This is a genomic window from Campylobacter sp. CNRCH_2015_0814 (assembly GCF_025772765.1).
Classification (GTDB): Bacteria; Campylobacterota; Campylobacteria; order Campylobacterales; family Campylobacteraceae; genus Campylobacter_D.
The window spans coordinates 11,693-37,776 of sequence record NZ_JAKMSR010000012.1; the positions used below are offsets into that span (position 1 = coordinate 11,693).

The following is a 26,084-nucleotide window of genomic DNA, read 5'->3' on the forward strand; positions in this document are numbered from 1 at the left end:
ATTTATTTGATATTATCTAAGATAGCAAAAAGCATTCCAGAATTTTACTATTCTAAATTTAAATCCATATTAGTTTCAGCATCTAATTCCTCATCTTCTTCTTTAGGACATTTAGCAATGCTTACCACTTCATCATTTTCCACATTAACAACAATCACACCACTTGTGTTTCTACCTGCTTTTCTAATACTTTGCATATCAACGCGTATCATCTTACCACTGCTTGTTAATGCCATTAAATCCATACTTTCATCAACTATAACTATTCCGATTAAATCTTTTGTTTTAGCAGTAAGCTTCATACATATTACACCCTTACCACCTCTACTTTGAAGTCTATATTCACCTGCATCAGTACGCTTACCTATACCTTTTGCACTTACGCTTAAGATTTCTTGAGCGTCATTTTCTATAACAACAGCACCCACAACTTCATCATCTTTTTCTTTAAATTTAATCGCAGTCACCCCTCTACTTACACGGCCAATCTCTCTAACTTTAGCAAGTGGGAATTTAATGCACATACCTTTTTTGGTAACCGCAAAAAGCATTTTACCACTAACAATTTCAAGCTCTTCGCTATTTTCATTTGTTTCAATTTCCAGATTATCTTCTGCTTCTAAGTTTTCATCTGTATTTATATTTATAATTTCACTTTCATCTCTTGATACAATAATTGCAGTAACAAGCTCATCATTTTCATCTAGATTAATCGCTTTTACACCCACGCTTCTAATATTTTGATATTCGCTTAAATTTGTGCGTTTTACGATACCATTTTTAGTAAAGAAGCACAATGATTTGCTCTCATCAAAATCAGTAGTTGGAATAATTGCCATGATTTTTTCATCTGCTTGTAGATTAATGAGATTAACCACGGCTTTGCCTTTAGCGGTTCTACTTCCTTCAGGAATTTTATATACCTTAAGCCAATAAAGTTGCCCACGATCAGTAACAAACATCAAAGTATCATGTGTGTTTGCCGTAAAGAAGCTTTCTATAAAATCATCATCATAAGTTGTAACCGCGACCTTGCCTTTACCACCGCGTTTTTGTTTTTCATATTGCTTGCTTGGGACACGTTTGATATAACCACGATGAGTAATGGTAACTACCATGTTTTCATTTGGTATTAAATCTTCTATATCAATATCATCATAGTCATCTTCAATTTGAGTAATTCTTGGTACATCAAATTTTGTTCTGATTTCTTTCAACTCATCTTTGATTAAATTTTCAAGCAAAATTTCGCTTTTTAAAATTTGATCAAGTCTTTCAATTTCTGCTAATAATTCTCTTAATTCATTATCGATTTTTTCTCTTTCAAGTCCTGTTAAACGACCTAATTTCATATCTAAAATCGCATTAGATTGAAGCTCGCTTAAGCCAAATTTTTGCATTAATAAATTTTTAGCCGTTGGGTTATCAGGAGAGTTTTTAATCAAAGCTATCACTTCATCAATATTATCTAGTGCTATTTTTAAACCTTCTAAAATATGCGCTCTAGCTCTAGCTTTTTGCAACTCATAAATAGTTCTTCTAATAATTACGGTTTTTCTATGATTTAAGAATAAATTTAAAAGTTCAATTAAAGAAAAAATTTTTGGTTCTTTATTATATATAGCAAGCATAATCACACCAAAAGTGCTTTCCATAGTGGTAGATTTAAAAAGATTATTCAACACAATCTCACTCATAGCATCGCGTTTTAGTTCAATCACCACGCGAATTCCTTCTCTATCACTCTCATCTCTAACTTCAGCAATACCTTCGATTTGTTTTTCTTTAGCAAGTTCAGCGATTTGCTCTATCAATCTTGCTTTATTAGTTTGATAAGGAAGTTCATCTATAACGATAATATCTTTATTAGCTCTTTTTTCAATATGAGTTTTTGCTCTTACTTTTACCCTACCACGACCTGTGCGGTAAGCTTCTATAATACCCTTTTTACCAAAGATAATACCACCGGTTGGAAAATCAGGACCTTTAATAAATTGCATTATTTCTTCTAAACTTGCATTTTTATTATCAATTAAATAAAGCAAACCATCAATAAGCTCATTCAAGCTATGCGGAGGAATATTAGTAGCCATACCTACTGCAATACCACTTGAACCATTAAGTAATAAATTTGGTACCCTAGCAGGTAAAACATCAGGTTCACTCATAGAATCATCATAATTTGGTATAAAATCAACCGTATCTTTTTCTATATCACGCAAAAGTTCTTCAGCTAAAATCGTCATCCTAGCTTCAGTATAACGCATTGCAGCAGCGCCATCACCATCAATAGAACCAAAGTTTCCTTGCCCATCTACGCTTGGATAACGCATAGAAAAATCTTGTGCCATTCTTACTAAAGCATCATATACAGCTGTATCACCATGTGGATGGTATTTACCGATAACATCACCCACTATACGCGCTGATTTTTTGTATGCACTACGACTTCCAACACCTAAATCATTCATAGCATATAAAATTCTTCTATGAACAGGCTTAAGCCCATCTCTAGCATCAGGTAAAGCACGGCCTATAATAACACTCATAGAATAATCTAAATAACTACTCTTTATAGAACTTTCTATATCTATATTTTCAATATCTGAATCTTTAGTAAAAATATTTTCCATAAAAATCCTTAAAATTAATCTTTATATTTTAGCAGATTATTCTTTTGCATTAGCTAAAACTAAAGCAAAAAGTACTTCGATATTATTTTTTTCTAAAAGCTCTCTTGCTTCAAGCAAACTTAATCCCGTAGTTACAACATCATCTACTAAAATCACAGGATACTTTGGACGCTTTAAAAGCTTATAAGATCTTTTATTATCTTTACGAAATTGCAAACTTTTTCCACTATATTTAAATTCTGAATTAGCTTGCAAGGTGCAATACATAGGTTTTATAAATTGAGTTTTTAAATGTTTGGTTAAAATAGCAGTATGAGAGTAGTTTTTATATGTTTTATCATCCAAGGCTATGGCATTAATTTTACAAGAGGGTTGAAAAAAATCTTTAAATTTAGCAAAACTTAATTTTGCAAGCGCATTTAAAACAAAATATCCTTGAAATTTGTGTTTAAAATAAATTAGATGTTTAATTTGTTCATATTGATAAAAATAATAAACCTTAAAACCTTTATCAAGTTCTCTTATACCTAAAGAATATTCTAAAAGCTCTTCCTTGCAAGCTGGACAAAAGCTCGCAAAGGAAAATCCATGGCAACTAAAACACCTCACAAAGAGCTGATAATATCTGCAGATTTATTAGCTACTTGTTTTATAAGAAGCTGAGTGAAGAAAGGCAGATCTTTAATATTATAAAAACCTTTAACTTCTTGTTTAGTTTTAATGTTAATAGTTTTATTAGTGTTAATATCTTTTAATATTAACTGACTAGCAATAATTGAAAATAAAGAATTAGAATCAAATTTAGAATAAAAATCATTAAAACTTAAATCTACTCTTAAAACATAAGGAGAATCTTGTGTATTTTCAACCACTACTATACCTCTATTTTCTAATTCTTCTTTTAAAAACACATAAAAATAGTAGTTAAAATTTTCATTAATATAATAATTATTTCCATTAGAAGAAGAATATTTCAAATTCTCATTTAAATCATACACTCTATGAATATAAACTTTTTTCAAAGAAGCACTTTTATCAATTGTTCTTTTATTTGTACAATACTTAAGTCCTACATCACTAATATACACAAGACCTTTAATTTTTGCTTCATATGCTTTAGAATCAGAAGGATTATAACACTGTGCTTGGATTTTTATAACTTCATTAACCTTAGCTACACCTTGATTTTTAGGGTTTACAGCACAAGCGCCAAAAAACAAAGCTAAAATACATACGAACATTTTTTTAAACATTATCTTTCCTTAAAAGCAATCATCTTTTTGATTAAGATGATTTTTAATCAGCAAAAATTATACCAAAAACAAATGAATTTTACTAAAAATTACTTTTTTTCACACAAAAATAATTTTGTAAAAAAAAATTATATAAAAATTAATATTTAAAAGAAAATTCATTTAGAATATGTTACAAAACTACAATATTTTAAAGGAGTTGTTAAATGAGTTCAAACACAAAAACACTTATAGTTATTGCTGATTTAGTGTTATTTATCGCTTTGCTTTATTTCTCCCCTTTTGGCGAAACTAAGGTAAACCAAGGATTATCCCTGTTGATCTTTATCGCTATATTGTGGCTTAGCGAAGCTTTGCATGTTACTATTACAGCTATTTTAGTACCTGTTTTAGCAGCCATCTTAGGATTATTACCTACTGCTAAGGCTTTAACAGGCTTTGCTGATTCTAATATCTTTTTATTTTTTGGTGGTTTTGCTCTAGCAGCAGCCATGCATCATCAAAAACTAGATAAGCTAATTGCGCATAAAATTTTAACCCTGGCAAAAGGACATTTAGGTTTATCAAGTTTATATATTTTTATCACTACTGCATTTTTATCTATGTGGATGAGCAATACTGCAACCGCAGCCATGATGCTTCCGCTTGCTATAGGCATGCTAGCTTCACTTGATCCACAAAAAGATAGAAATACTTATGTTTTCATTCTTTTAGGTATAGCTTTTAGTGCAAGTATAGGTGGTATAGGCACTATAGTGGGAACTCCGCCAAATGCTATTGTTGCTACTCAATTACACATTAGTTTTGCACAATGGCTAAAATATGGTATTCCTATTGTTTTAATCTTTTTACCTGCAATGATTTTGATTTTGTATTTTATGTTTAAACCAAGATTTAATCTACAAGTTAATTTACACACTGAAAATATAGAGCTTACAAGACCTAGAATCATCACTTTAATAATCTTTTTAGTAGTTGCACTATCTTGGATTTTTAGTGGTAATATAGGTCCTATCATCACAAGTATTTTTGGACATAAAATAGCAAATCTTGATGCGATTATTGCTTTATTAGCTGCTGTTTTAGTATGTGCATTTAAAGTAATTGATTGGAAAAATATACAAAAAAATACTGATTGGGGCGTGTTAATGCTCTTTGGTGGAGGTATTACTCTAAGTGTAGTGTTAAAGGATTCAGGTGCTAGCAAGGTTATGGCTGATACCATTATTTCATTTATAGAAAATGGACATTTATTTGTTATAGGCTTAATCATAGCATTTTTTATAGTATTTTTAACAGAATTTACCTCAAATACTGCTTCAGCAGCCTTGCTTGTGCCTTTGTTTATCTCTATAGCAGATACTTTAGGTGTTCCTGCTTTAGGACTTGCTTTAATTATTGCTATTGGCGCTTCTTGTGCTTTCATGCTACCAGTTGCTACACCACCAAATGCTATAGTTTTTGGTACTGGCCATATCAAACAACAAGAAATGGTAAGAGTAGGAATTATACTAAATATATTCTGTTCAATTAGCCTTGCAATAATTGCATATTTCTTCTGGTTATAATCTTTTAGTCCTTTTGGACTAAAAGATCTTTACATCTTAAAATATATTTTTTTACATTTTCACTTTTATACAAAGCTTCTCTTATACACACACCTGCTAAATTTAAATCTTTTAAGTGTTTTATAGTTTGAGTATTTATGCCACCTATGGCATAAATGGGTATTTTTGAAACTTCTAACAAATCTTTTAAATTCTTAATACCTTTTGGAGCTAAATCAGTCTTACAAGAACTTTTAAATACATGCCCAAAAAAAGCATGATTTACTTTAAGTTTATAAGCTAAATCCAATTCTTCTTTAGAATGGATGGAAGTACCCAAAAGCTCAAATTTTTTATAGCTTTGTAGGTAATTTTGTAAAACAAATAAAGGAGCATGAAAAAATTGATGATTTAATTTTAAACAAACTTCATAATGATAATGCAAAAAGCAAATCTTTTGAGTTTTATTAAAAATTTTTAATACTTCTTTGGCCAATTTAGCGTACTCTAACTCATCTAAATGTTTTTCTCTAAGCACCAAAGCATCAATACTACTTTGACTTAGTTTTTCAATAAAATTTAAAAAATCTCCTTGGGTATTTTGACTATTGCTAATAGCAATGACTTTTTTATCCCACATAAATACTATCGCTCATTATAGCTTGCAAATTTGCATTTTTTAACATAGATAAAACCTCATCAACACTACGCATATCACTAATTTGAAATTGATCGTCACCTTTTTTATCACCTTGATGCTCACCCACTCCCACGCTCACACCTGCACTCATTTTAGTAGCTCCAAGTTTAATAACTCCGTCTCTAAATCCTGCTCTTTCACGCGTAGAAATCGTAATACCTGCAAAAGGTAAAAACAATCTATAAGCACATAAAACTTGCAAAAGTCTTGTTTCGCTTACATCTTTTGGATGAATTTTTTTATTATTAATAATAGGTCTTAATCTAGGGATAGATAAAGCTATTTCAGCATGAGGGTATTTTTGCTGTAAAAAATACGCATGTAAAGCCGTAGCAAAAGCATCTTTTCTAAAATCATCCACACCAAGTAAAGCTCCAAAAGCAACCCCTCTCATACCCGCTTTTAACGCTCGCTCTTGCGCATGGAAGCGATACTCAAATACACTTTTTTCACCTTCAATATGAATTTTAGAATAAGTTTTTTGATTGTAAGTTTCTTGATAAACACTTACATATTCACAACCCTTTTCATGAAGCAGCGCATACTCATCTACATTCATAGGATAAACTTCAATCCCAACGACCTTAAAATACTCTTTTGCTATCTCACAAGCTTTGGCAAGATATTCCACGCTAGCATACTCCCTGCCCTCACCTGTTAAGAGTAAAATTTCTTCCAAACCACTTTTTTTAATCTCTTGCATTTCTTTGTGAATTTCAGCCTCATTTAGCTTAGCTCTTTTAATGTTATTTCCTTTTTGAAACCCACAATAAGTGCATTTGCTATTGCAAAAATTAGAAAGATATAAAGGTGTAAAAAGCAAAATGGAATTTCCAAAATATTTTTGAGTAATCTTGCTTGATTTTTGCGCCAAATCTTCTATAAAATCTTCCGCTGTGCTTGAAAGCAAGGCTTTTAAATCTTCTAAGTTAAGATAATCTTTAGCTAAAGCTTGTTTTACATCAAAAGCGCTAAATTTACTTTCATCAAAATTTTCAACTTCTTTTAAAACCTTAGTTAAAATTTCACTTTCAATACTTTGCATATGAGGATATTTTTGCATTTTAATCTCTTAAAAAACCACTCAAAGGCGAGCTTGCACTTGGCGTGCTTTCATTTGCTATGCCTGCTAAATACGCATTATATCCTGCTTCTATAGCCAAAGCAAAAGCCTTTGCCATTTTTGCTACATCTTTAGCTTGAGCTATGGCAGTATTTGCCATCACTGCACTTACTCCCATTTGCATGGCTTCACAAGCTTGTGCGGGATTTCCTATGCCTGCATCAACTATAATAGGCAAACTAATTTCATTAAGTAAAATTTGTATAAATTCTTTAGTTTTTAAGCCTTTATTGCTTCCTATGGGAGCTCCAAGAGGCATTATAGCAGCAGCTCCTGCATTAGCCATAGCACGTGCTGCATATAAATCAGGATACATATAAACTAAAGGTGTAAAACCCTCATTTGCTAAAAGTTCTACTGCTTTTATACTTTCATAATTATCCGGTAATAAATATTTACTATCGCTAATTACTTCAACCTTAATCATATCTCCACAACCAAGCTCTCTTGCAAGTCTTGCTATACGCAATGCCTCATTAGCATTTCTTGCACCTGAAGTATTTGGTAAAAGCTTAATATGCTTTGGGATAAAATCAAGTATATTTTCTATGCCTTTATCATTTACCCTACGCAAAGCTAAGGTGATAATCTCAACTTTTGCCTCTTCAATGGCTGATTTTATAAGATCAAAAGAAAATTTCCCAGAACCTAAAATAAACCTAGAATTAAACTCATATTTTCCTATTTTTAATTTTTCCATTACTCGCTCGCTAAAAGTTCTAAAACTAAATTTGCTTGATGTCCTGCGCAAATATTTACACGCGGTGCCATAAGTCCATTGCCTACTTTTGCCTCATTTTTTAAATCACCACAAACATAAAAGTTTTTTGCTATTTTTCTTGTTTGTATGCTGTTGCTATCGCCATATCCTGCTAAGCCAGAAGCACAAATTAATGTTTTTTGAGGATAGTATTGGTGAAAATTTTGCGCTAAAAGAGCTTTGTATTTTGCACTATCAAAGGCTTCACAAACTAAATCATCATTTGTAAAAAGTTCGGCTATATTTTCTTTTTCTATTTTTAAAACTTGTGCAAATACTTCTATAAAAGGATTAATTTTAGCGATTTGATCTTTTAAAGCTTCAGCCTTAAATTTACCTAAATCTTCCACCATATAAGCTTGACGGTTAAGATTGCTTGGATCCACCACATCAAAATCAATCAAATGAAGCCTACCAACCCCACTTCTTGCTAAATTTATAGCTATATGCGAGCCAAGCCCACCAAGCCCACACACTGCTACACTTGCCTTTTTGAGTTTATCATGAAGCTTTGGAGTATGTCTTGCTCTCATCATAGCATCAAGAGCTTCATATGATGGTAAAGTATTTTTTTCTATACAAAAAAGTTCATCATTTTCTTTTAGCTCCAAACTTTCTTTTGTTGCAAAACCATTGACTATCCATACATCATTTTCATTTTTACTCACACTTTGAAAAAATTCCAAAGTGTTTTTAAAATGCGTGTCTATCATGCTACCATTAAATTTAATTCTCATCAACCACCACCTACAAAAGTAACAATCTCTACTTTATCATTTTCTTTTAAGATTAGATTTTCAAATTTATCCCTCGGGATAATTTCTCCGTTTAATTCTAAGGCGATAAATTCTATTTTTAATTGCTTTTCTTTAACATAATCCATAAATCTAAGCTCTTTTAACTCAAGCTTTTGTCCATTGATAATCATTTAAAACCTTTATTTATTTTACTTAAAATACTTACTCGCTTGCATTATTATAATTAAATCTTAAAATAATAGCTTCTTTTATCTCTCCAATATCAATAGCATCTTCTAAATTATAACCAAGTCTCAAAAGTAAAATTTTCAAATCTTTTTTAAATTTTATTTTTGTAGGTTTATTATGGTAGGTTTCGTTTCTAGCTTTTCTTATTTGACTTAGTTTTGTCTTAAGATGCTCTTTGGTGCCAAAACTTGGTAAGACTTGATTTTTATATATTTTTTTATCTTTAAATATATAAGCAAATTCACTCCAATGATCTATCAATATCTCTTCTAAATCAATCAAACAAAAATCATCAAAAATTTGCCAAGTACTATTATATTCATCTATTTTTTGACATCTCTTTTTAACTTTTTTTAAAAGATTTTTTAAAGCAGGATTAAAAACTTCTTTACTAGATTTAAACCAATCATCATCCAACTTATTATACAAATTTGCTATTTTTACTGCTAAAGTACTTCTTAGAGCATTTTCATAACATTGTAAAAGTAAAAAATTTGCTTGATGATTTTTACGTCTTTTGGAATAAATTTTCATAATTAGCTCAAACAAATCTTCGCATTTTTGATTTTTTTCTAGAATCTTTTGTGCTTCTTTGCAAGCTCCCCATAAATATCCAAAATGCAAAACATTGATCCCTTTTATCATTCTAAATTTAAAATCACATTTTAATTTAAAATTGATAAATAGCTTTTCTATTTTTTCATAGCTACTTACATCAAGCTCAAAAGACATTTCACTTCCTATTAATTCCATTTTAAAAAATTAATGATATAATTTTGGAAGTTTAGAGGGCTAACTTGCCGGTAGCTGCAAGGTACTCTTAAATGAGAGGCTACTCTAAATTCCTATTATATCCATGTTTTTTCCTAGTTAAAATTCTCTAATAAATCTTTAAAAACTAAATACAATTTTTCAAGTTCTTCTATACTCACTCTTTCATCAATTGCATGAATTCTATCATTACACACACCAAATTCTACTACCTTCACACCAAACTCAGCAAAATATCTTGCATCGCTTGTGCCACCTTTGGTGTTAAGTTCTGGCACTATTTGAGTGATTTTTTGTACGCTCTCATTTAGTTTTTGTACGATTTTAGAATCACTTTGTGTTAAAAAAGGCTTTGAGCTTTGATTTATGCTTAATTCATAATCAAGTCCTTCACAAGTCTTTTCTACATAAGCTTTTACATCTTCTAAGCTAGTTTGTGGAGAATTTCTTACATTAAACATCAGTTTTAAATCATTTGGAGTTACATTGCACACTTCCATACCACCGCGTATATCAGTAATAACAATTTTAGATGGTGCAAATATCTCATCACCTGGATCAAGATCAAATCCTGCTAAAAATTTCAAAGCAGAAGCAAAATTATGCACAGGATTAATGCATTTTTGCGGGTATGCTACATGACCTTGTTTGCCTTTGATGAGTAATTTTGCATTGATAGAGCCACGACGCCCTATTTTAATACTATCTCCAAATTTTTTATCACAAGTTGGCTCAGCAACCACAGCAAAATCAGGTAGCATATCTTTTTCTTGCATAAATTTAAGCACTTCAAGCGTGCCAAATTTAGCCTCGCCTTCTTCATCACTTGTTAAAATCAGCGAAATTCTTCCTTTGAAATTTTCCACTTCCTTAACCGCACACATAAAAGCAGCCACACCACTTTTCATATCTTGCGCGCCTCTTACATAAATAAACCCATCTTTTTCTAAAGGCTCAAAAGGATCACTACTCCAACCCTCTCCCGCAGGCACTACATCCACATGCCCACCAAAAGCCAAATGTTCCCCATCATCGCTAAATTTTTTAGTCAGCAAAAGATTTTTCACACCTTCTTTTTCTATAAAAAAAGCTTCAAAATCACTTAACTCCACTGCGATATAATTTAATGCTCCATCATCATCTGGAGTGATGGATTTAAATTTACTTAATTCTTTAAAAATTTCAACTACTTGCATGTTTTATCCTATAAAAGCTTTATACAGCATAGAAAGAGCAAAATACTCTAAAATAAATGCTGAAAAAAGATTAATGTAAAATATATGTTTATTTTTCACAAGGGCTTTGAATTTAGACACAAAAAACGATAGAGTAAAAATCCAAAATACAATAAAACCCACCAAACCAAAAAGCAAAGCAAAAGAGTTTTTACTCTGCATACTAAGCCCTGCTACACTCACCCAAAAGCCTATAACATAAGGATTTGTAACATTTAAGAAAAATCCTTTACTAAAACCTTTTAAAGGATGTGTTTTATTTACCTTGTTAAGATCGACTTTTCTTGTTTTTCTTAGCATTAAAAATACCATAAAACTCAAAAAGAAAAAGCCAAAAACTGCTAGTATTTTATAAAAAAATTCATTATTTGCAAAGCTTAAAAGCCCAAGATTAATCAAAATCAAAAAAAGTATATCAGCACTTAAAGCGCCAAGCCCAACACAAAAAGCATTTTTAAAAGAAGATAAAGCAGTATTTAAGATCAAAATATTCACAGGCCCAAAAGGCACAGACACACCCATACCTAAAATTATGCCTTGTAAGATTACTTCTAGCATTTTGCTTCCAAGAAATTTTCTATATCGATTTTGATTTTATCAATGGCCGTGCAAACATCTTCTATATAAACTTTTGTGAAATTACTTTCTAAATATTTATCCTCATCAAGATTATTTAATATACTTTGCTTGCATACTCTTGCATATTCTCCCACGGGTAAAACCTGCCCGCTTGTGCCTATACATACAAATAAATCACAATTTTGTAATTTTTCATATAAAATTTTATAATTTGGCGCCATTTCTTCAAACATCACTATATTGTGCCTTACACTTTTGCTTTGGCATTTAGGACAAATTTCATCATCACTACTTTCATAGCCTATGTTAAAAATATTTTCACACTCTAAACACCTAAGTTCAGGTAAGAAACCGTGCAAATGCACCACTTCTTCACAACCTGCTCGCTCTAACAAATCATCTACATTTTGCGTTAAAATGCTAATTTGTTTTGGAAATTTTTGTTTTAATAAAGCGATGATTTTATGTGCGTGATTTGGCTTAACATCAGCTAGCTCTTTTCTTCTTTTATTATAAAATTCTAAAACTTTTTTAGGATTTTTTCTAAAGCCAGTTGCAGAGCAAACTTCCATTACATCATGCTCTTCCCATAATCCACCGCTAGCTCTAAAAGTTTTTATACCACTTGGAGCGGATAAACCTGCTCCACTTAAAATCATCACTTGTTTCATTTAATAAACCTCATTATTGTTTTAAAGGTTTTACTATAATTTTACTTAAAGCTTAACCACCTTAGCACCAAAACCACCTTGATTAATCGGTGCGTCACTAAAGCTTTTTACACTTTTGTGAGCTTTTAAAAACTCTTTTACCGCAAAAGCTAATTTCCCCGTGCCTATACCATGATAAACTATCACCTCATCAAAACCTACTATCAAAGCATCAGAAATAAATTTATCTAATCTTTCAAGCGCTTCATCACTTCTTAAGCCGTGCAAATCTAAAGTCATATTTAAAGCGCTTGGACGGGTTATATTAACACTTGATTTTACCTTTTGTGTAGGGGTTTGATTGCTTTTTTTAAGAAGCTTTAATGGTACACGCAAACTCAAACCATCACTTTGAATCATCGCGTCATTTTTTGAAATTGCAGTGATTTTACCTTTGATTTTTTCATATTTTACAAAATCCCCAACTTTAAGTTCTTCATTTTGTTCCATACTTGGTAAAACAATACTTTTTTTAAGTTCATTGGCTTTGTTTAAACTTCTTTGTTTTTCTTTAATATCTTTTAGATTTATCGTTTTTTTAGCTTCTTCTATGGCTTTGTGATATTTAAATTCTAAATTAGAAATAAGCTTTTTAAATTCTTGCTCATTTTTTTCTTTTTGATCTTTAAGTGAAAGTAAAATTTCATCTACCTTAGCTTCTTTTTTCTCAAGCTCTTCATTTTTCTTACGTAAAGAAAGTTCAAGATTGATATTTTTACTTACCATTTCTTCTAAATTTTCTTTATCTTCTCCATAAAGCTTTTTAGCATTTTGCACTAAATTTGCACTTATGCCATATCTTAAAGCCGTTTCAAATGCATAAGATTTGCCTATAGTGCCTTTTAAAAACTCATATTTTGGGCGTGATAATTCTTCATCATACAAAGCAGCGATGAGTTCTACTTGTGAATTTTTGGCCAAAAGCATAGCAAGGCGTTTATGATGAGTTGTGATGATGATTTTATTATCTTGTTCTAAAAGCTTAGAAATAAGCTCAGTATATAAACACGCAGCTTCTTCAAAATCTGTCCCAAGCTCTATCTCATCAACCCCTAATAAAACATTTTTCTTACCTAAAAGCTTAGAAAAATGTAACATTCTTCCTGCAAAAGTAGAAATATCGTTTTTTACATTTTGTGGATCTTCTAAAATCGCATCAAATTCTTTGAAATTTCCTATTTGGCTTTTTTGTGCATTAATTTTCATAGGAAGCAAATGCTTTGCAAGTAAAGCTGCACTTAAAATTCCTTTTAAAAGCATAGACTTACCACCTGCATTTACACCTGTGATGATTAAAACTTTTTTATTAAACTCTATATTAACGCTTTTTGCATTCTTTAAAGCAGGATGTGCGAAGTTATATAAACTTAAATTATTAGAACTATCAGCTAAAACAAACTCATAATCATGTTTTTTAGCCATCAAAACTCTAGCGCTATAATGATCAAATAAATCAAAAGCATTATTGATAAATTTCAAAAACATCAAATTTTTATAAAAAGTCAAGCTAATTTTTTTAGCATACTCATAAAAAATTTCTTCTTTAGCATCTTTGATTTCATCAATTTGGCTTTGAATTTTTTCTACGCTTAAAGGCACCACATAAAATCCGCCACCACTACTTCTACCTATGATTTTTGCTTTTAAGACATGATTAAACCCACCGCGTAAAAGCAAGGCTTCCATACCATTGATAAGATGGATTTGTGTATCAATTAAATAAGCACTAAGATTTTTAGTATAGGTGAGTTTTTTAAACTCGGCCACCAAGCTTTCTTTTTTCATTTTTAGAGCTAAATTTAAATTAACAAGTCTTTCATCAACACTTTCTTTAATCTCACCCTTTTCATCAAAATACTCAAAAAGCTCTAAAATAGCTTGTGGAATTTCTATTTTTAAAAGCCATTCTCTTAAACTTTCTTCAAATTTTAAGCCCTTTAAGTATCTAAAATACATACAGATTTTAATAAATTCAAAGCTTTGACTTAAATGCAAAATTCCTTGCTTGCTAAGATGAGTTAAAGCACCATTTAGCTCTTCTATCATAGGCGGGGGATTAAAATCTATCAGCGAAAGCTCATTAATCCTTTTATAATGAAGCTTACTATCGCCTTGTAAAAAAAATTCTTTATCTCTTGCAAAAAGTCCTCTAAAGTCTTCTATATAGCCATCTAAATCTAGCTTTTTAAAAAATTGCTCTTGCATTATTTATCTACCTTGCAATCTTTTATATCAAAAACATAGGCTTTAAATTGTTTATTTTTGCCATTTGAAATAAAACTTTGTGTTCCATGCTCGAAGTTAAAATACTCTTTGGTGACATTAATATCTTTACAAATTAGACTTTGTCCTTGTAAAAACGCATTGAGTGTTTCTTTTTTTAAAACACCACTTCTTGTAGCACTTAACTCAAATTTAATCGCAAAAGCAATCATTAAAATCAATACTAAAATCAAAAGATAATTACTAATCTTGCCTATTTTTTTACGTAAAAAAACAAAAAAAAGCAAAATCGCAAAAAAAGCTAAGATATATAAAAAAATCTTAAACATACTTTCCCCTGAGCTTTGTGCTGATATCTCCCGCACCAAAGCCTATTACCAAACCATTTTCAATCAACTCATCATCAAGATAAATAGCATTTTCTTCTCTTTTGATTTCTTTTATAAATTTAGCCTTTGGAAAGTATTTTTGCATACTAATCTCTATTTTAGCTTCTCCTGCTGCATATACAGGTAAAATATAAAGTTCATCAACATTTACTAAAACTTCACTAAAATACTCTATATTTGCACTTAAACGCGTATAACGGTGAGGCTCAAAAATAGCTATAATTTTTTCATATCCAGCTAGCCTTGCATACTCACTTGCTGCTTTAAGTGTGGTTTTGATTTCTGTTGGATGATGTCCATAATCATCAATCAAAGCCATATTTTCATTTGCAAATAAAATATCAAATCTTTTTTTAATGCCTTGATATTTTAAAAGCTTAGTTTTTAGCTCTTCTATATTTATAAATTCACTCGCAGCCAAAATAGCCAAAGCAGCATCCATCGCTACATGCTCACCCATACCAAAAACGCTAAATTCGCCTAAATCTTTAAGCGTAAAATAGGTTTTTGGCTTAAAATTTTCTACTTTCATATAAATATTTGTGATATCTTTACTTGGGTAAAGTTTTTTAGCGTTATTTAAATTTAAACTTGATAAAAACTCATCTTCAGCATTAATCACTTGAATTTTAGACAAATGCAAAAAGTCCTCATAAGCTTTGTGTAATTTTTCAAGATCGTTTCCATAATGATCTAAATGTTCTGCTTCAACATTAGTCACTATAGCCAAATAAGGATTTGAGTTTAAAAAAGAACTATCGCTCTCATCAGCTTCAAAAATGAGATTTTCACTTTCTTTATAAAGCATATTAGTGCCACTTTCTTTTAACACTGCACCAATAATCACAGAAGCTTCTATCAAGCTTGCTAAAATGCTTGAAGTTGTACTTTTGCCATGAGCTCCGGCAACTGCAAAAACTCTTTTGTCTTTTAAAATCATAGGCAAGGCTTCTTTTCTTGAAAGTGTTGTGATGTTTTGCTTTTTTGCGCTGATTAATTCTTCATTATCTTCTTTAATAGCAGCTGAATATACCACCAAATCCACATCTTTGATATTGTCTTTATGATGAGGAATTTTTATATCTATGCCTTCTTTTTCTAATTCTTTTGTGATTTTACTTTCTTTGATATCAGAACCACTAATCTTAAAGCCTTGTTCTTTTAAAAATCTCGCCAAAGCTGAAATTCCAATACCACCTATACCTATAAAATGAATTTTTTGCATTCTTGCCTCAAATTTTTTGAAAATTTAAGGCAAAATTTTATCATTTATTTACTAAAAATAAAATATAAAAAATCTTTATAAATAAAATCTAATCACCATTGTTTGATGTTTTAAGATTAATTAGTCTATAATTTAATTGCTTTTGAAATAAATCTTTATAATTTTTTGAAAAATTTTTATGATATAAATCTAACTCAAAAGCCTTATTTGTATCTTTTATACTAGTATTATTTTCAAAATAATAACCATTATTTCCATCATACACTCCATTTTGATCAATCCAAACAAGCTCATTAAAACCAAATTCTAGCTTTTCGTTTTTTATAGGTGCTAATATATCTCTTCCTCCTAAACTTAAATATTTTGTATCACTAAGAGTAAGATTATAAAGCGTTGGAAAAATATCCTTATGCGAACCCACACGATTTTTATCATAATAAATATCATTTTTTAAATACTTTGGAAGATATAAATAAAAAGGTACACTATAAGCAAAAGCTTTTTGGGATTTTATATCCATTTTAATATCTCTAAATCTATGATCACCTGTAGCAGCAATAATAATATTTTCTCTCAAACTACTTTCTTTTATGCGATCTAAAAATTTTCCAAATTCATCATTTGCATACGCATAAGCATTTAAAGCACCTATAAAATCACTGATAATAAATTGATTTAATATCTTTTTATCTAAAGCATTCTCATCGATAAGTTGTGTTTTGCTTTTGTGTATATAAGGTCTATGAGTGGAAATACTAAGAGAAATAACTAGCGTAGGATTTTTAGCATTTTCAAAAATAGAATATATTTTTTTATACATAAACTCATCAGCTATACCGTATTTGTGTTTTGTTTTTTTAGCTTGTGGAAAATCTTGCATAAGCGTATTTTCATCTATAATTTCATCTACACCTTGATTTTTAAAATAATTGCCAAGATTATACCAAGAAGCATTACCACTATAAACAAAAACTATTTTATACCCTGCATTCTTGTAAATTTGCAAAGGCGTAAAGGCTAATTTTTCTTTTTGATATAATCCATTTGAAATAATATTTGGACTTAAAAAAACCAAACGATTAAAACTTTCTATGGTATTGTTTGCACTAGATAAAAATCTAGTAAAAATAATATCTTGCTCAAAATGTTTTTTTAAATTTCCCAAAAGATTAGTATTTTCAGTGCTAAACTCAGTTAAATTTAAACCAAAACTTTCCATGATATTAATATAAATATGATTTTTAGCATGATTTTGATGTGTCAAAGTAGTATCAAACATAGGAAAAAGTTTTTCTTCTAGTTGATTAAGCTGTTTTATATCTACGCTTTTAAATTCTTGTTGATTTTTATACTCTTTATATGCCCATGAAAAAGCCATCAAAGGATTTGTAGAAATTTCATTAAAAGCTTTTATGGTGCTAAATACATAACTTGAAGCTCTTAGCGCATTATAAGTAAAATGTCCTCTTAGCGCTACAATATAAGCATAAATTAGTAAAATGTTTAATAAAATAAAAAATACAAATTTTACTTTAATAGTCTCTAATTTTAAGCTAAGAATTTTAATATTAAGATAAAAACAAAATATACTAAAAATTACAGCTAATAACAATGCTTTTATAATGGGATAATCAGAAAAAACTATAGATAATATCGCCTTAGTATTATCATCTTTTAAACCAAAAATAAAAATATCAATTTTGCTTGCATAAAGTTGAAAGTAATAATAATGTATAAACGCAGAAATTAAAACAACAAAAGCTATAAAAGCTACATAAAAACTAGAAAGATAAATATAAAATTTAGCGATTACCCCCCCCCGTAGCGTGGTATTTTCTATCCTTAAAAACCAAATTTATATAAGAAAATAAACCACACAAAAATAGAGGTAAAAAAATAGCACTAAAGGTTCTCATATCATGACCTAGTCCATATACATACACCATTAAGGTATTTTCACTTTCATTGGTTAAATTTTTTATCATCAAAAACCTAACTAAAGCAAAAATTCCCATAAAAATAAAACTAAAAGAAAGAATTTGCAATAAAATTTTTCTCATTATACACCTTTAATAATATTTTCTTGTTAAAAAGATTACTCTTCGTAATTTTTTATAAGTTTATCAAAGCCCCATAAATTTCTAGCTTCATTTGCTTTATTAACTTCTACCACAAGCATTTCTTCTTGATCGCCAAGTTGCTCTTGCACCTCTCCAAAAGCATTGATAAAAAAGCTATCTCCATAAAATTTCCAATCATTTTCTTGCTTTGGGCTACCTATGCGATTAACCCTTAAAACGCTTGTTGAGTTTAAAAAGGCTCTTGTTTTTAAAAGTTCTAGCCATCTTTGATTACTTTCAAAGGTGCTAGCTGTAGGAATGATGACTAAGTCTATCTTTTTTTTCATAATCATTTGCCAAAAGATATCAAAATGCGCCTCAAAGCCAAAAAGCAAAGCGCATTTTAAACCCTCATGCGCGAAAGTAAAAAGTTTAAGTTTATCAGTTTTTTTATTGTTAAAAAATTTTTCTTCATTCCAGTGTGCATAAGGCATTAAAATTTGTTGCTCATACATTTTTACATTTTGTGGGCTTACTTTTAAGCATAGTTTTTTTAAACCATCATTTTCTACACTTATGAAAGGTGCAATAATGTTTAAATCATATTTTTTAGCAAGTTTTATCAAGCTTGCCTTTTTACTTTGGCTTTGCTCTTTAATCATACTTTTTGGCATGCTCTTAAGCTCACTAAAAAAACTATTTAAAACATACTCACCTAAAACCACCAAATTAGCACCACTTTCCTTAGCAGCTTTTAGATAATAATCAAGCCTTGACTCACTCAAAGCTAAAGTCGGAAATTGTAAAGCTACAACACTACTCATCTACTTGCTCGATTTCTAATTTAGCATTTTCAAGCATAGTTCTTGCTTGTTTGATACTTTTTAAACCTTCTTTATAAATTTCCACACAAGTTTTAAGGTCTAAATCTTTATCGTTAAGTTTTTCCAAAGAAAGCTCAGCTTGTTTGATATAATCTTCAAATTCCATTAATTACTTACCTTATAATTTGGTGCTTCAGCAGTGATAGTTACATCATGCACATGGCTTTCTTTTAATCCTGCTGCGGTGATTTCTACAAATTCAGCTCTTTCTTGGAAAGCTTTGATATCTACTGCACCTACATAACCCATAGAAGATCTAAGTCCACCTAAAAGTTGATGAACTACACTTTTTATACTTCCTACATAAGGTACCCTACCTTCAATTCCCTCAGGTACAAGTTTATCTTGAGCTGTACCTTCTTGGAAATATCTATCTGAACTTCCTTTTTGCATAGCACCTAAGCTTCCCATACCACGATAACTCTTATATTGTCTTCCTTGGTAAGTAAATAACTCACCTGGACTCTCATCAGTTCCTGCTAAAAGTGAACCTATCATCACACTACTTGCACCTGCTGCAATAGCTTTTGCAATATCACCTGAGTATTTTATACCCCCATCAGCGATTACTGGCACGCCGTATTTACTTGCTTCTATCGCACATTCATCTATGGCTGAAATTTGAGGCACACCCACACCCGAAACAATGCGTGTAGTACAAATACTTCCAGGCCCTATACCTATCTTAACAGCGTCCGCGCCTGCTTCACATAAATCTTTAACCGCTTTAGCACTTGCAACATTTCCTACTATCACATCTACATTAAACTCAGCCTTAATTGCTTTTAATGTATCAATAATACCTTTAGAATGTCCATGCGCACTATCCATTACTATAACATCAACTTCAGCTTCCACTAAAGCCTTTACGCGATCAAGCTGACCTACACCCACGGCTGCAGCTACTCTTAATCTTCCATAGGCATCTTTATTTGAATTTGGATATTCTTTACGTTTTTTTAAATCTTTTATAGTAATCAAACCTTCTAAACGATTATTTTCATCTACGATTGGAAGTTTTTCTACTTTATTAGTAGAGAAAATCCTTTCTGCATCATCTAAAGTAGAGCCTTTTTTAGCAGTGATTAAAGGCATTTTTGTCATTACATTTTCTACTAAATTATCAAAATTAGTTTCAAATCTCAAATCACGATTAGTTAAAATTCCTATTAGGGTTTTATTTTCATCTACCACAGGAACTCCTGAAATTCTATATTCAGCCATGAGTTCTAGCGCTTCTTTAACGCTTGCTTTAGCCCCTATGTAAATAGGATCCATAATCACGCCACTTTCGCTTTTTTTAACTCTTTTTATCTCTCTAACTTGTGAAGCTATATCCATATTTTTATGGATCACCCCTATACCACCAAGTCTTGCCATCATAATAGCTGCTCTATGCTCAGTAACCGTATCCATAGCAGCTGAAATTAAAGGCATATTTAAGGTAATATTTTTTGTAAGTTTTGTTTTGATATCTACTTCTTTAGGCAAAACCTCAGAATATTGAGGAACTAGTAAAACATCTTCAAAAGTCAAAGCGCGTTTGATGATTTTCATAATTTTTCCTTTATTTATTTTTAATAATTTCTTCTAAGCTTAAAGCGCCATCTAGTAAAGTTTGTTCATCGTAAGCTTTACAGATAAGCTGCGCAGAGATATTAAGTCCATTTTCATTTTTTCCTACTGGCACGCTAATGCCACCAAGTCCTGCTAAATTCACTGAAATAGTAAATACATCTTCTAAATACATTTGAATAGGGGTTTTAACATCATTAAAGCCAAAAGCAACGCTTGGAGCAACTGGCATAAAAATCAAATCACAATCGTTTAAAATTTCCTCATATTTTTGCTTGATAAATCTTCTAGCCTTTTGTGCTTTGATATAGTATGCATCATAATACCCACTACTTAAAACAAAGGTTCCTAGTAAAATTCTTCTTTTTACTTCCTCGCCAAAGCCTTCACTTCTGCTATTTACATACATTTGGCTAAGATTGTCACATTTTTCGCTTCTTCTGCCATATCTTACACCATCATAACGACTCAAATTTGCACTTGCTTCAGCTGCTGCTATGATATAATAAGCTGCAACATCAAATGTAGAATCCATTAAGTCTTTATAAACAATCTCATGTCCATTTACTTTTAGCATATCTATGGTTTTTAATAAGACTTGTTTTACATCATCATTGGTTTGTTCTACATAGTTTTTAATCACAGCTATTTTTAGCTTTTTATTTGCATTTAGTTTTGGTGCAGTTGGCTCAAAAGCTATATTTGCACTTGTGCTATCTTTTTCATCATAACCTGCAATAGCATCATACAAAATCGCAGCATCTTCAACATTTTGCGTTAAAACTCCGATTTGATCAAGACTTGAAGAATACGCTGCTAAACCATACCTACTAACTCTTCCATAACTTGGCTTAAACCCAACACAACCACAAAATGCAGCAGGCTGTCTTACCGAACCACCCGTATCTGAGCCCAAACTTGCCAAAGCTATCCCCGCAGCTACAGCCGCAGCACTCCCTCCACTACTTCCACCTGGGACTTTAGTATTATCAAGTGGGTTTAAAGTCTTACCATAAAAAGAAGTCGCACTCGTACTTCCCATAGCAAACTCATCCATATTACATCTTCCAAATGGAGCAAAATTATTTTTACGTAAATTCACAATAGCACTTGCATCATAAGGAGCTACATAGCCTTGTAAAATTTTAGAACTACAAGTTAATTCCCAATCTTTTACGCTAATATTATCTTTTATAGCTACTGGTACGCCAGCGCCTGAAGTGCTTAAATCTTTATTTAAAAACTGCTCTACATAAGCACCCAAATGCTTTTGCTGATGTGCTTTTTCATTTAATTCTTTTTTTAGATTTTCTAATTCTTCATTTGAAAATTTCAAAGCTTCTTTTAAAGTTATCATTATTTATCCTTAAATTTTTTAACCAAATAAAACAAAAAAAGCGTGATAAATAAAAAGCCTAATAAAGTAATCACTACCACGCTAAAAGGTAAAGCTTGTTCAAACATTTTTTGCTTTTTCCACGCTATTACATCTTGGACATAAACATTCTTCTTCTTTTGCTAAAAACTTCCAACATCTTGGACACTTGTGTAATGAAGAACGCACGATTTTAAAACTATGATCATCTATTTTAAACTCACTCAAAGCTTTTTTATCATCTAAGCTTTCTACCAAGCTTACCATAAACCAATCAGCTACTTCTTCAATATCTTCACTCAAGAGCTCATTTGCGCTTGTTTGTAAGCTTAACTCTAGAGTTGATTTGATGATTTTATCTTTTTTTAATACATCAACAAGTTCAAAGAATTTTTCCCTTGATTTTATAAATAAATCATCTTCGATTTTATACTCATAATCAAAGCCATTTTTTAACACCAAATCAAACACATCTTTAGCATTTTCTTTAATAGCCACATTTGCATGCCCTAAAGCTTCATCTATGGTATAAGTTAAACTTGGAGCTAAAAGCGTAAAAAGTTTTCTAGCTATTAGCACCATAGCACTTTGCGCACTTACTCTCTTTGTGTCATCTTTTGCATTACAATATAATCTATCTTTACACACATCTAAATAAATTCCACTTAAATCCGCACTTAAGAAATTTAAAAGCACACTAAAGCCCTTTGCAAATTCATATTTTTCAAAAGCAGCTTCACATGCTTCAAAAGCAACTTTCGCACGCATTAAGATCCATTTGTCTAAAAGTGTGAAATTTTTTGTTTCTAAAAATTCCATATCATTAGTATTTGCAAGTAAAAATCTTATAGTATTTCTTATCTTTCTATATTGCTCGCTTACTTGTTTTAAGATATTATCTGAAATTTTTAAGTCCGTTGAATAATCACTAAGCATTATCCAAAGTCTTAAAATTTCTACCCCATAATTTTTAGCTACATTTTGAGGTAAAACCACATTGCCTTTTGATTTACTCATTTTTTGACCTTTCTCATCTACGGTAAAGCCATGAGTAAGTATGCTTTTATATGGGGTTTTATGATTAATCGCGGTAGAAATTAAAAGTGAGCTTTGAAACCATCCACGGTGCTGATCACTTCCTTCAAGATACATCGAAGCTTGATATTCTCCTGCGTCATATCTAGCTGAGTTTAATACTGCTTCCCAAGTACTACCGCTATCAAACCAAACATCTAAAATATCATAAACTTTTTCTAAATTATTTGGATCATATTTGCTATTTGGCGGTAACAAATCTTTTATTTCTAAATCCCACCACGCATCAGCTCCATTTGCTTCAAAAATTCCCACCAAATGATCTAAAACATCATCATCAAAAATCACTTCTTTGGTGCTTTTATCTCTAAAAAACGCTATAGGCACACCCCAATCTCTTTGTCTTGATATACACCAATCAGGGCGATTTTCTATCATAGAACTAAGTCTTTTTACCCCACTTTCTGGGTAAAATTTCACATTATTTAACTGCTCTAGCGCTAGCTCCCTTAGAGATTTTCCATCTAATTTTTTCTCATCCATTAAAATAAACCATTGTTTTGTAGCTCTATAAATAACTGGTTTATGTGTTCTCCAACAAAATGGATAAGAGTGTGTAAATTTAGAACTTTCAAGCAAAGCTTCGCCAAGTAGTTCTAAAATACGCTCATTTGCTTTAAAAATATGAAGTCCTATAAATTCATTTAGTAAATGCTCTGGTAAAAGCCCTTTAGCTCTTAGCGTTTCATCATAACACCCACCATCATCTACTGGCATAATCACTTCAATGCCATATTTTAAGCACACATAATAATCATCCTCACCATGTCCTGGCGCAGTATGCACAAGTCCTGTCCCGCCTTCCATTAAAACATGATCGCCTAAAATAAGAGTGGATTTTCTTTGATTGAGTGGATTAATAGCACTTAAATTTTCAAATTCAACACCTAAAAGTTCTTTTTGAATTTTTCCTTGAGTGAAGTTTTTATTGATCATATTTTCAAGCAAGGCTTTAGCAAAAATATAACCTTCTTCAGTGATAACATATTTTTCATTTGGATTTAAAGATATAGCTTGATTTGCCGGTAAAGTCCAAGGTGTGGTAGTCCAAATGACTGCTTTGGCTTTTTTTACACCTAGCTTTTCAAGAGAAGTCTTATCAAGCTCAAAAGCTACAAAAATAGAATAATCTTCTTTATCTTCATACTCTACTTCAGCTTCTGCTAGCGCACTCTTAGCAGCCCAGCTCCAAAAAACAGGTTTACTTCTTTCTAACAAAAGTCCTTTTTTAGCGATTTTACATAAAGCTTTGTAAATGTCAGCTTCAAAAGCATTTTTCATAGTCAAGTATGGCTCATCCCAATCAGCAATCACACCCAAAGACTTAAATTCATCTCTTTGGATATTTACAAATTCTCTCGCATGCTCTCTGCAAAACTCACGAATTTCTTTTTTGCTTAAATTTTGCTTTTTATCTTTAAGCTTAACTTCAACTTGCTGTTCTATCGGTAAACCATGGCAATCCCAACCCGGAGTAAAACGCACTTTTTTACCTTGAAAATAATGCATTTTTATAATGATATCTTTTAAAATTTTATTTAAAGCATGGCCAATATGCAAATGTCCATTAGCATAAGGAGGTCCATCATGCAGAGTAAAACTCTCACTTACCCCTTGTCTTTTTTGTTTCATTTTCTCATAAGCATAGTTGTTTTCAAACCACTTGCTAAAACGCTTAGGCTCAAGCTCTGCTAAATTTGCACGCATTGCAAAAGTCGTATTTGGAAGCAATAGCGTATCTTTATAATCCATATAATCCACCTTGAAAAATTTAAAAATAGTAAATTCTACTTAAAATACTTTTAATTTGCACTTATTTTTTTGTTATAATCGCAAGAAAAAAAGGAAAACCATGAAACATCTTATCATCATTATAGGTAGTGAAATTATTATTAATGAAAATTATATGCATTATATACAAGAAGAATACAAAAAACAATTTTTAGAACTTCATGAGCTAAAATTTATAAACAAACCTGACAAAGAACTTCCTTTTTTACTTGAAAAACTTTCTAAAGAATATGATTATATAACCATTTTTAGCATTAGCGAATACTATGCAACCATAGCTAAAATCATAGCAACCTTAAATGATGATGTTTTAATCTTAGAAAATGATACTTTAGTACCTTCAAAAGCTTTACGTGAAAAAAATTCCTTTTTAAGCTCTTTTGAAAAATGCTATATTAATTTATTAAACATAAATATAGAGCAAAAATTGCCTATGATTTTACAAAATCCTGAACTTGATTATGCCTATTTTTGTCTTTTAGATATAGATGAAATGAGTGCAAATATCTTACTTAGCACACTTACTACTTCTTTTGAAATTCAAACTAGCTCAAGTGCATTGTTAGATAATCTCATTTGTATTAGAGCAAGCACTAGTCAGTATGGAAAACTAGAAGGCTTTTTAAAGGGAGTTTTTAAACTTTTTACGGGCAAAGTATTTTTAGGGAATGATCCTATTAAATTTATAGCTAAAAAACTTTTAGAAAAAAACTTAAAAATTTCCTTTGCAGAAAGCTGCACAGCTGGACTTTGTGCTTCAAAATTTGCTGAAATCTCTGGAATTTCTAGCATTTTTGAAGGCTCTTTGGTGACTTATTCTAATCGTTTGAAAAATTCTTGGCTTGGGGTGAGCAATGATACCTTAGAAAGTGTTGGAGAATACTCTGATCGTTGTATTTATTTTATGCTAAAAGGGGTTTTTAAAACCACAAATTGTGATTTTGCTTTAGCACTTAGTGGGGTAGCTGGGGAAGAAAATGATAAAAATACCAAAGCAGGCACCATCTACATAGGAGCTATGTATAAAGATGGAACCTTTTTACAAGAATGCATTCACATACAAGGCAATAGAAACTACACAAGAGAACAAGCTAGTTTGGCTGCATATTGTTTAATGCTTAGATTAAAACCTGAAATTTTCTTTGGGGTTTAAACAAAAAATGGTGTATT

Annotated in this window: 24 protein-coding genes; 2 read left to right on the forward strand and 22 right to left on the reverse strand. The window is 30.9% G+C overall.

Going from position 1 to position 26,084, the window contains the following annotated elements; all coding sequences use genetic code 11:
- Positions 1-47: 47 nt before the first annotated feature.
- The 3 genes from gyrA to mapA are packed head-to-tail and all read right to left on the reverse strand — an operon-like array spanning position 48 to position 3,886.
- Positions 48-2,633: a DNA gyrase subunit A gene (gene gyrA, locus L8X24_RS06940; RefSeq protein ID WP_263664204.1), complete on the reverse strand. Its 2,586-nt coding sequence runs from the start codon at positions 2,631-2,633 to the stop codon at positions 48-50.
- Positions 2,634-2,669: 36 nt separating this feature from the next.
- Positions 2,670-3,242: a ComF family protein gene (locus L8X24_RS06945; RefSeq protein ID WP_263664205.1), complete on the reverse strand. Its 573-nt coding sequence runs from the start codon at positions 3,240-3,242 to the stop codon at positions 2,670-2,672.
- Positions 3,239-3,886, reverse strand: coding sequence for an outer membrane lipoprotein MapA (gene mapA / locus L8X24_RS06950; protein WP_263664206.1), 648 nt, complete (start codon positions 3,884-3,886; stop codon positions 3,239-3,241). Before mapA ends, L8X24_RS06945 begins: the two co-directional genes overlap by 4 nt.
- A gap of 206 nt (positions 3,887-4,092) precedes the next feature.
- Here mapA and L8X24_RS06955 point away from each other — a divergent pair, with 206 nt between their 5' ends.
- Positions 4,093-5,454 carry a DASS family sodium-coupled anion symporter gene (locus tag L8X24_RS06955; protein WP_263664207.1) on the forward strand — a complete coding sequence of 454 codons (1,362 nt, stop codon included), beginning with the start codon at positions 4,093-4,095 and terminating at the stop codon, positions 5,452-5,454.
- Positions 5,455-5,458: 4 nt separating this feature from the next.
- On the opposite strand, the gene L8X24_RS06960 is transcribed toward L8X24_RS06955, so the two are convergent.
- From L8X24_RS06960 to ileS, 19 genes are all read right to left on the reverse strand, one after another.
- Complete coding sequence (locus L8X24_RS06960) at positions 5,459-6,073, reverse strand: thiamine phosphate synthase (RefSeq protein WP_263664208.1); 615 nt, start codon at positions 6,071-6,073, stop codon at positions 5,459-5,461.
- Positions 6,063-7,196, reverse strand: a complete 1,134-nt coding sequence (gene thiH, locus L8X24_RS06965; RefSeq protein WP_263664209.1) for a 2-iminoacetate synthase ThiH — start codon at positions 7,194-7,196, stop codon at positions 6,063-6,065. Before thiH ends, L8X24_RS06960 begins: the two co-directional genes overlap by 11 nt.
- A 1-nt stretch (position 7,197) precedes the next feature.
- Positions 7,198-7,956 (reverse strand): thiazole synthase, encoded by a 759-nt coding sequence (locus L8X24_RS06970; protein ID WP_263664210.1) that lies wholly within the window; start codon positions 7,954-7,956, stop codon positions 7,198-7,200.
- Positions 7,956-8,756 carry a thiamine biosynthesis protein ThiF gene (thiF, locus tag L8X24_RS06975; protein ID WP_263664211.1) on the reverse strand — a complete coding sequence of 267 codons (801 nt, stop codon included), beginning with the start codon at positions 8,754-8,756 and terminating at the stop codon, positions 7,956-7,958. Before thiF ends, L8X24_RS06970 begins: the two co-directional genes overlap by 1 nt.
- On the reverse strand, positions 8,753-8,944 hold the full coding sequence (gene thiS / locus L8X24_RS06980) for a sulfur carrier protein ThiS (RefSeq protein ID WP_066006795.1): 192 nt from the start codon (positions 8,942-8,944) through the stop codon (positions 8,753-8,755). The genes thiF and thiS overlap by 4 nt, the downstream gene beginning before the upstream one ends.
- A 31-nt stretch (positions 8,945-8,975) precedes the next feature.
- Positions 8,976-9,734, reverse strand: a complete 759-nt coding sequence (locus L8X24_RS06985; RefSeq protein ID WP_263664212.1) for a CAAX protease — start codon at positions 9,732-9,734, stop codon at positions 8,976-8,978.
- Between the two features lie 134 nt (positions 9,735-9,868).
- The gene (gene dapE / locus L8X24_RS06990) at positions 9,869-10,969 is read right to left on the reverse strand and encodes a succinyl-diaminopimelate desuccinylase (protein ID WP_263664213.1); all 1,101 of its coding nucleotides are present in this window, start codon (positions 10,967-10,969) and stop codon (positions 9,869-9,871) included.
- Positions 10,970-10,972: 3 nt separating this feature from the next.
- Positions 10,973-11,566, reverse strand: coding sequence for a LysE family transporter (locus L8X24_RS06995; RefSeq protein WP_139426965.1), 594 nt, complete (start codon positions 11,564-11,566; stop codon positions 10,973-10,975).
- Positions 11,560-12,258: an SIR2 family NAD-dependent protein deacylase gene (locus tag L8X24_RS07000; RefSeq protein ID WP_263664214.1), complete on the reverse strand. Its 699-nt coding sequence runs from the start codon at positions 12,256-12,258 to the stop codon at positions 11,560-11,562. The genes L8X24_RS06995 and L8X24_RS07000 overlap by 7 nt, the downstream gene beginning before the upstream one ends.
- 45 nt (positions 12,259-12,303) lie before the next feature.
- Positions 12,304-14,502: an endonuclease MutS2 gene (locus L8X24_RS07005; protein ID WP_263664215.1), complete on the reverse strand. Its 2,199-nt coding sequence runs from the start codon at positions 14,500-14,502 to the stop codon at positions 12,304-12,306.
- The gene (locus L8X24_RS07010; protein ID WP_133319796.1) at positions 14,502-14,849 is read right to left on the reverse strand and encodes a hypothetical protein; all 348 of its coding nucleotides are present in this window, start codon (positions 14,847-14,849) and stop codon (positions 14,502-14,504) included. Before L8X24_RS07010 ends, L8X24_RS07005 begins: the two co-directional genes overlap by 1 nt.
- Entirely contained in the window at positions 14,842-16,134 is a 1,293-nt protein-coding gene (gene murC, locus L8X24_RS07015) for a UDP-N-acetylmuramate--L-alanine ligase (RefSeq protein WP_263664216.1), read from the reverse strand. Before murC ends, L8X24_RS07010 begins: the two co-directional genes overlap by 8 nt.
- Positions 16,135-16,222: 88 nt before the next feature.
- Positions 16,223-17,746: an LTA synthase family protein gene (locus tag L8X24_RS07020; protein WP_263664217.1), complete on the reverse strand. Its 1,524-nt coding sequence runs from the start codon at positions 17,744-17,746 to the stop codon at positions 16,223-16,225.
- 190 nt (positions 17,747-17,936) lie between these two features.
- Positions 17,937-18,194, reverse strand: coding sequence for a hypothetical protein (locus tag L8X24_RS07025; RefSeq protein WP_263664218.1), 258 nt, complete (start codon positions 18,192-18,194; stop codon positions 17,937-17,939).
- A gap of 35 nt (positions 18,195-18,229) precedes the next feature.
- On the reverse strand, positions 18,230-19,018 hold the full coding sequence (locus L8X24_RS07030; RefSeq protein WP_263664219.1) for a carbon-nitrogen hydrolase family protein: 789 nt from the start codon (positions 19,016-19,018) through the stop codon (positions 18,230-18,232).
- Positions 19,011-19,184 carry an exodeoxyribonuclease VII small subunit gene (xseB, locus tag L8X24_RS07035; RefSeq protein WP_263664220.1) on the reverse strand — a complete coding sequence of 58 codons (174 nt, stop codon included), beginning with the start codon at positions 19,182-19,184 and terminating at the stop codon, positions 19,011-19,013. Before xseB ends, L8X24_RS07030 begins: the two co-directional genes overlap by 8 nt.
- A complete protein-coding gene (guaB, locus tag L8X24_RS07040; protein WP_263664221.1) occupies positions 19,184-20,635 on the reverse strand; it encodes an IMP dehydrogenase in 1,452 nt (483 codons plus the stop codon). Before guaB ends, xseB begins: the two co-directional genes overlap by 1 nt.
- A gap of 10 nt (positions 20,636-20,645) precedes the next feature.
- Positions 20,646-22,010 (reverse strand): Asp-tRNA(Asn)/Glu-tRNA(Gln) amidotransferase subunit GatA, encoded by a 1,365-nt coding sequence (gatA, locus tag L8X24_RS07045; protein WP_263664222.1) that lies wholly within the window; start codon positions 22,008-22,010, stop codon positions 20,646-20,648.
- A 99-nt stretch (positions 22,011-22,109) separates the two neighbouring features.
- Positions 22,110-24,875: an isoleucine--tRNA ligase gene (ileS, locus tag L8X24_RS07050; protein ID WP_263664223.1), complete on the reverse strand. Its 2,766-nt coding sequence runs from the start codon at positions 24,873-24,875 to the stop codon at positions 22,110-22,112.
- Between the two features lie 100 nt (positions 24,876-24,975).
- Here ileS and L8X24_RS07055 point away from each other — a divergent pair, with 100 nt between their 5' ends.
- Positions 24,976-26,067 (forward strand): CinA family protein, encoded by a 1,092-nt coding sequence (locus L8X24_RS07055; RefSeq protein WP_263664224.1) that lies wholly within the window; start codon positions 24,976-24,978, stop codon positions 26,065-26,067.
- Positions 26,068-26,084: the final 17 nt, after the last annotated feature.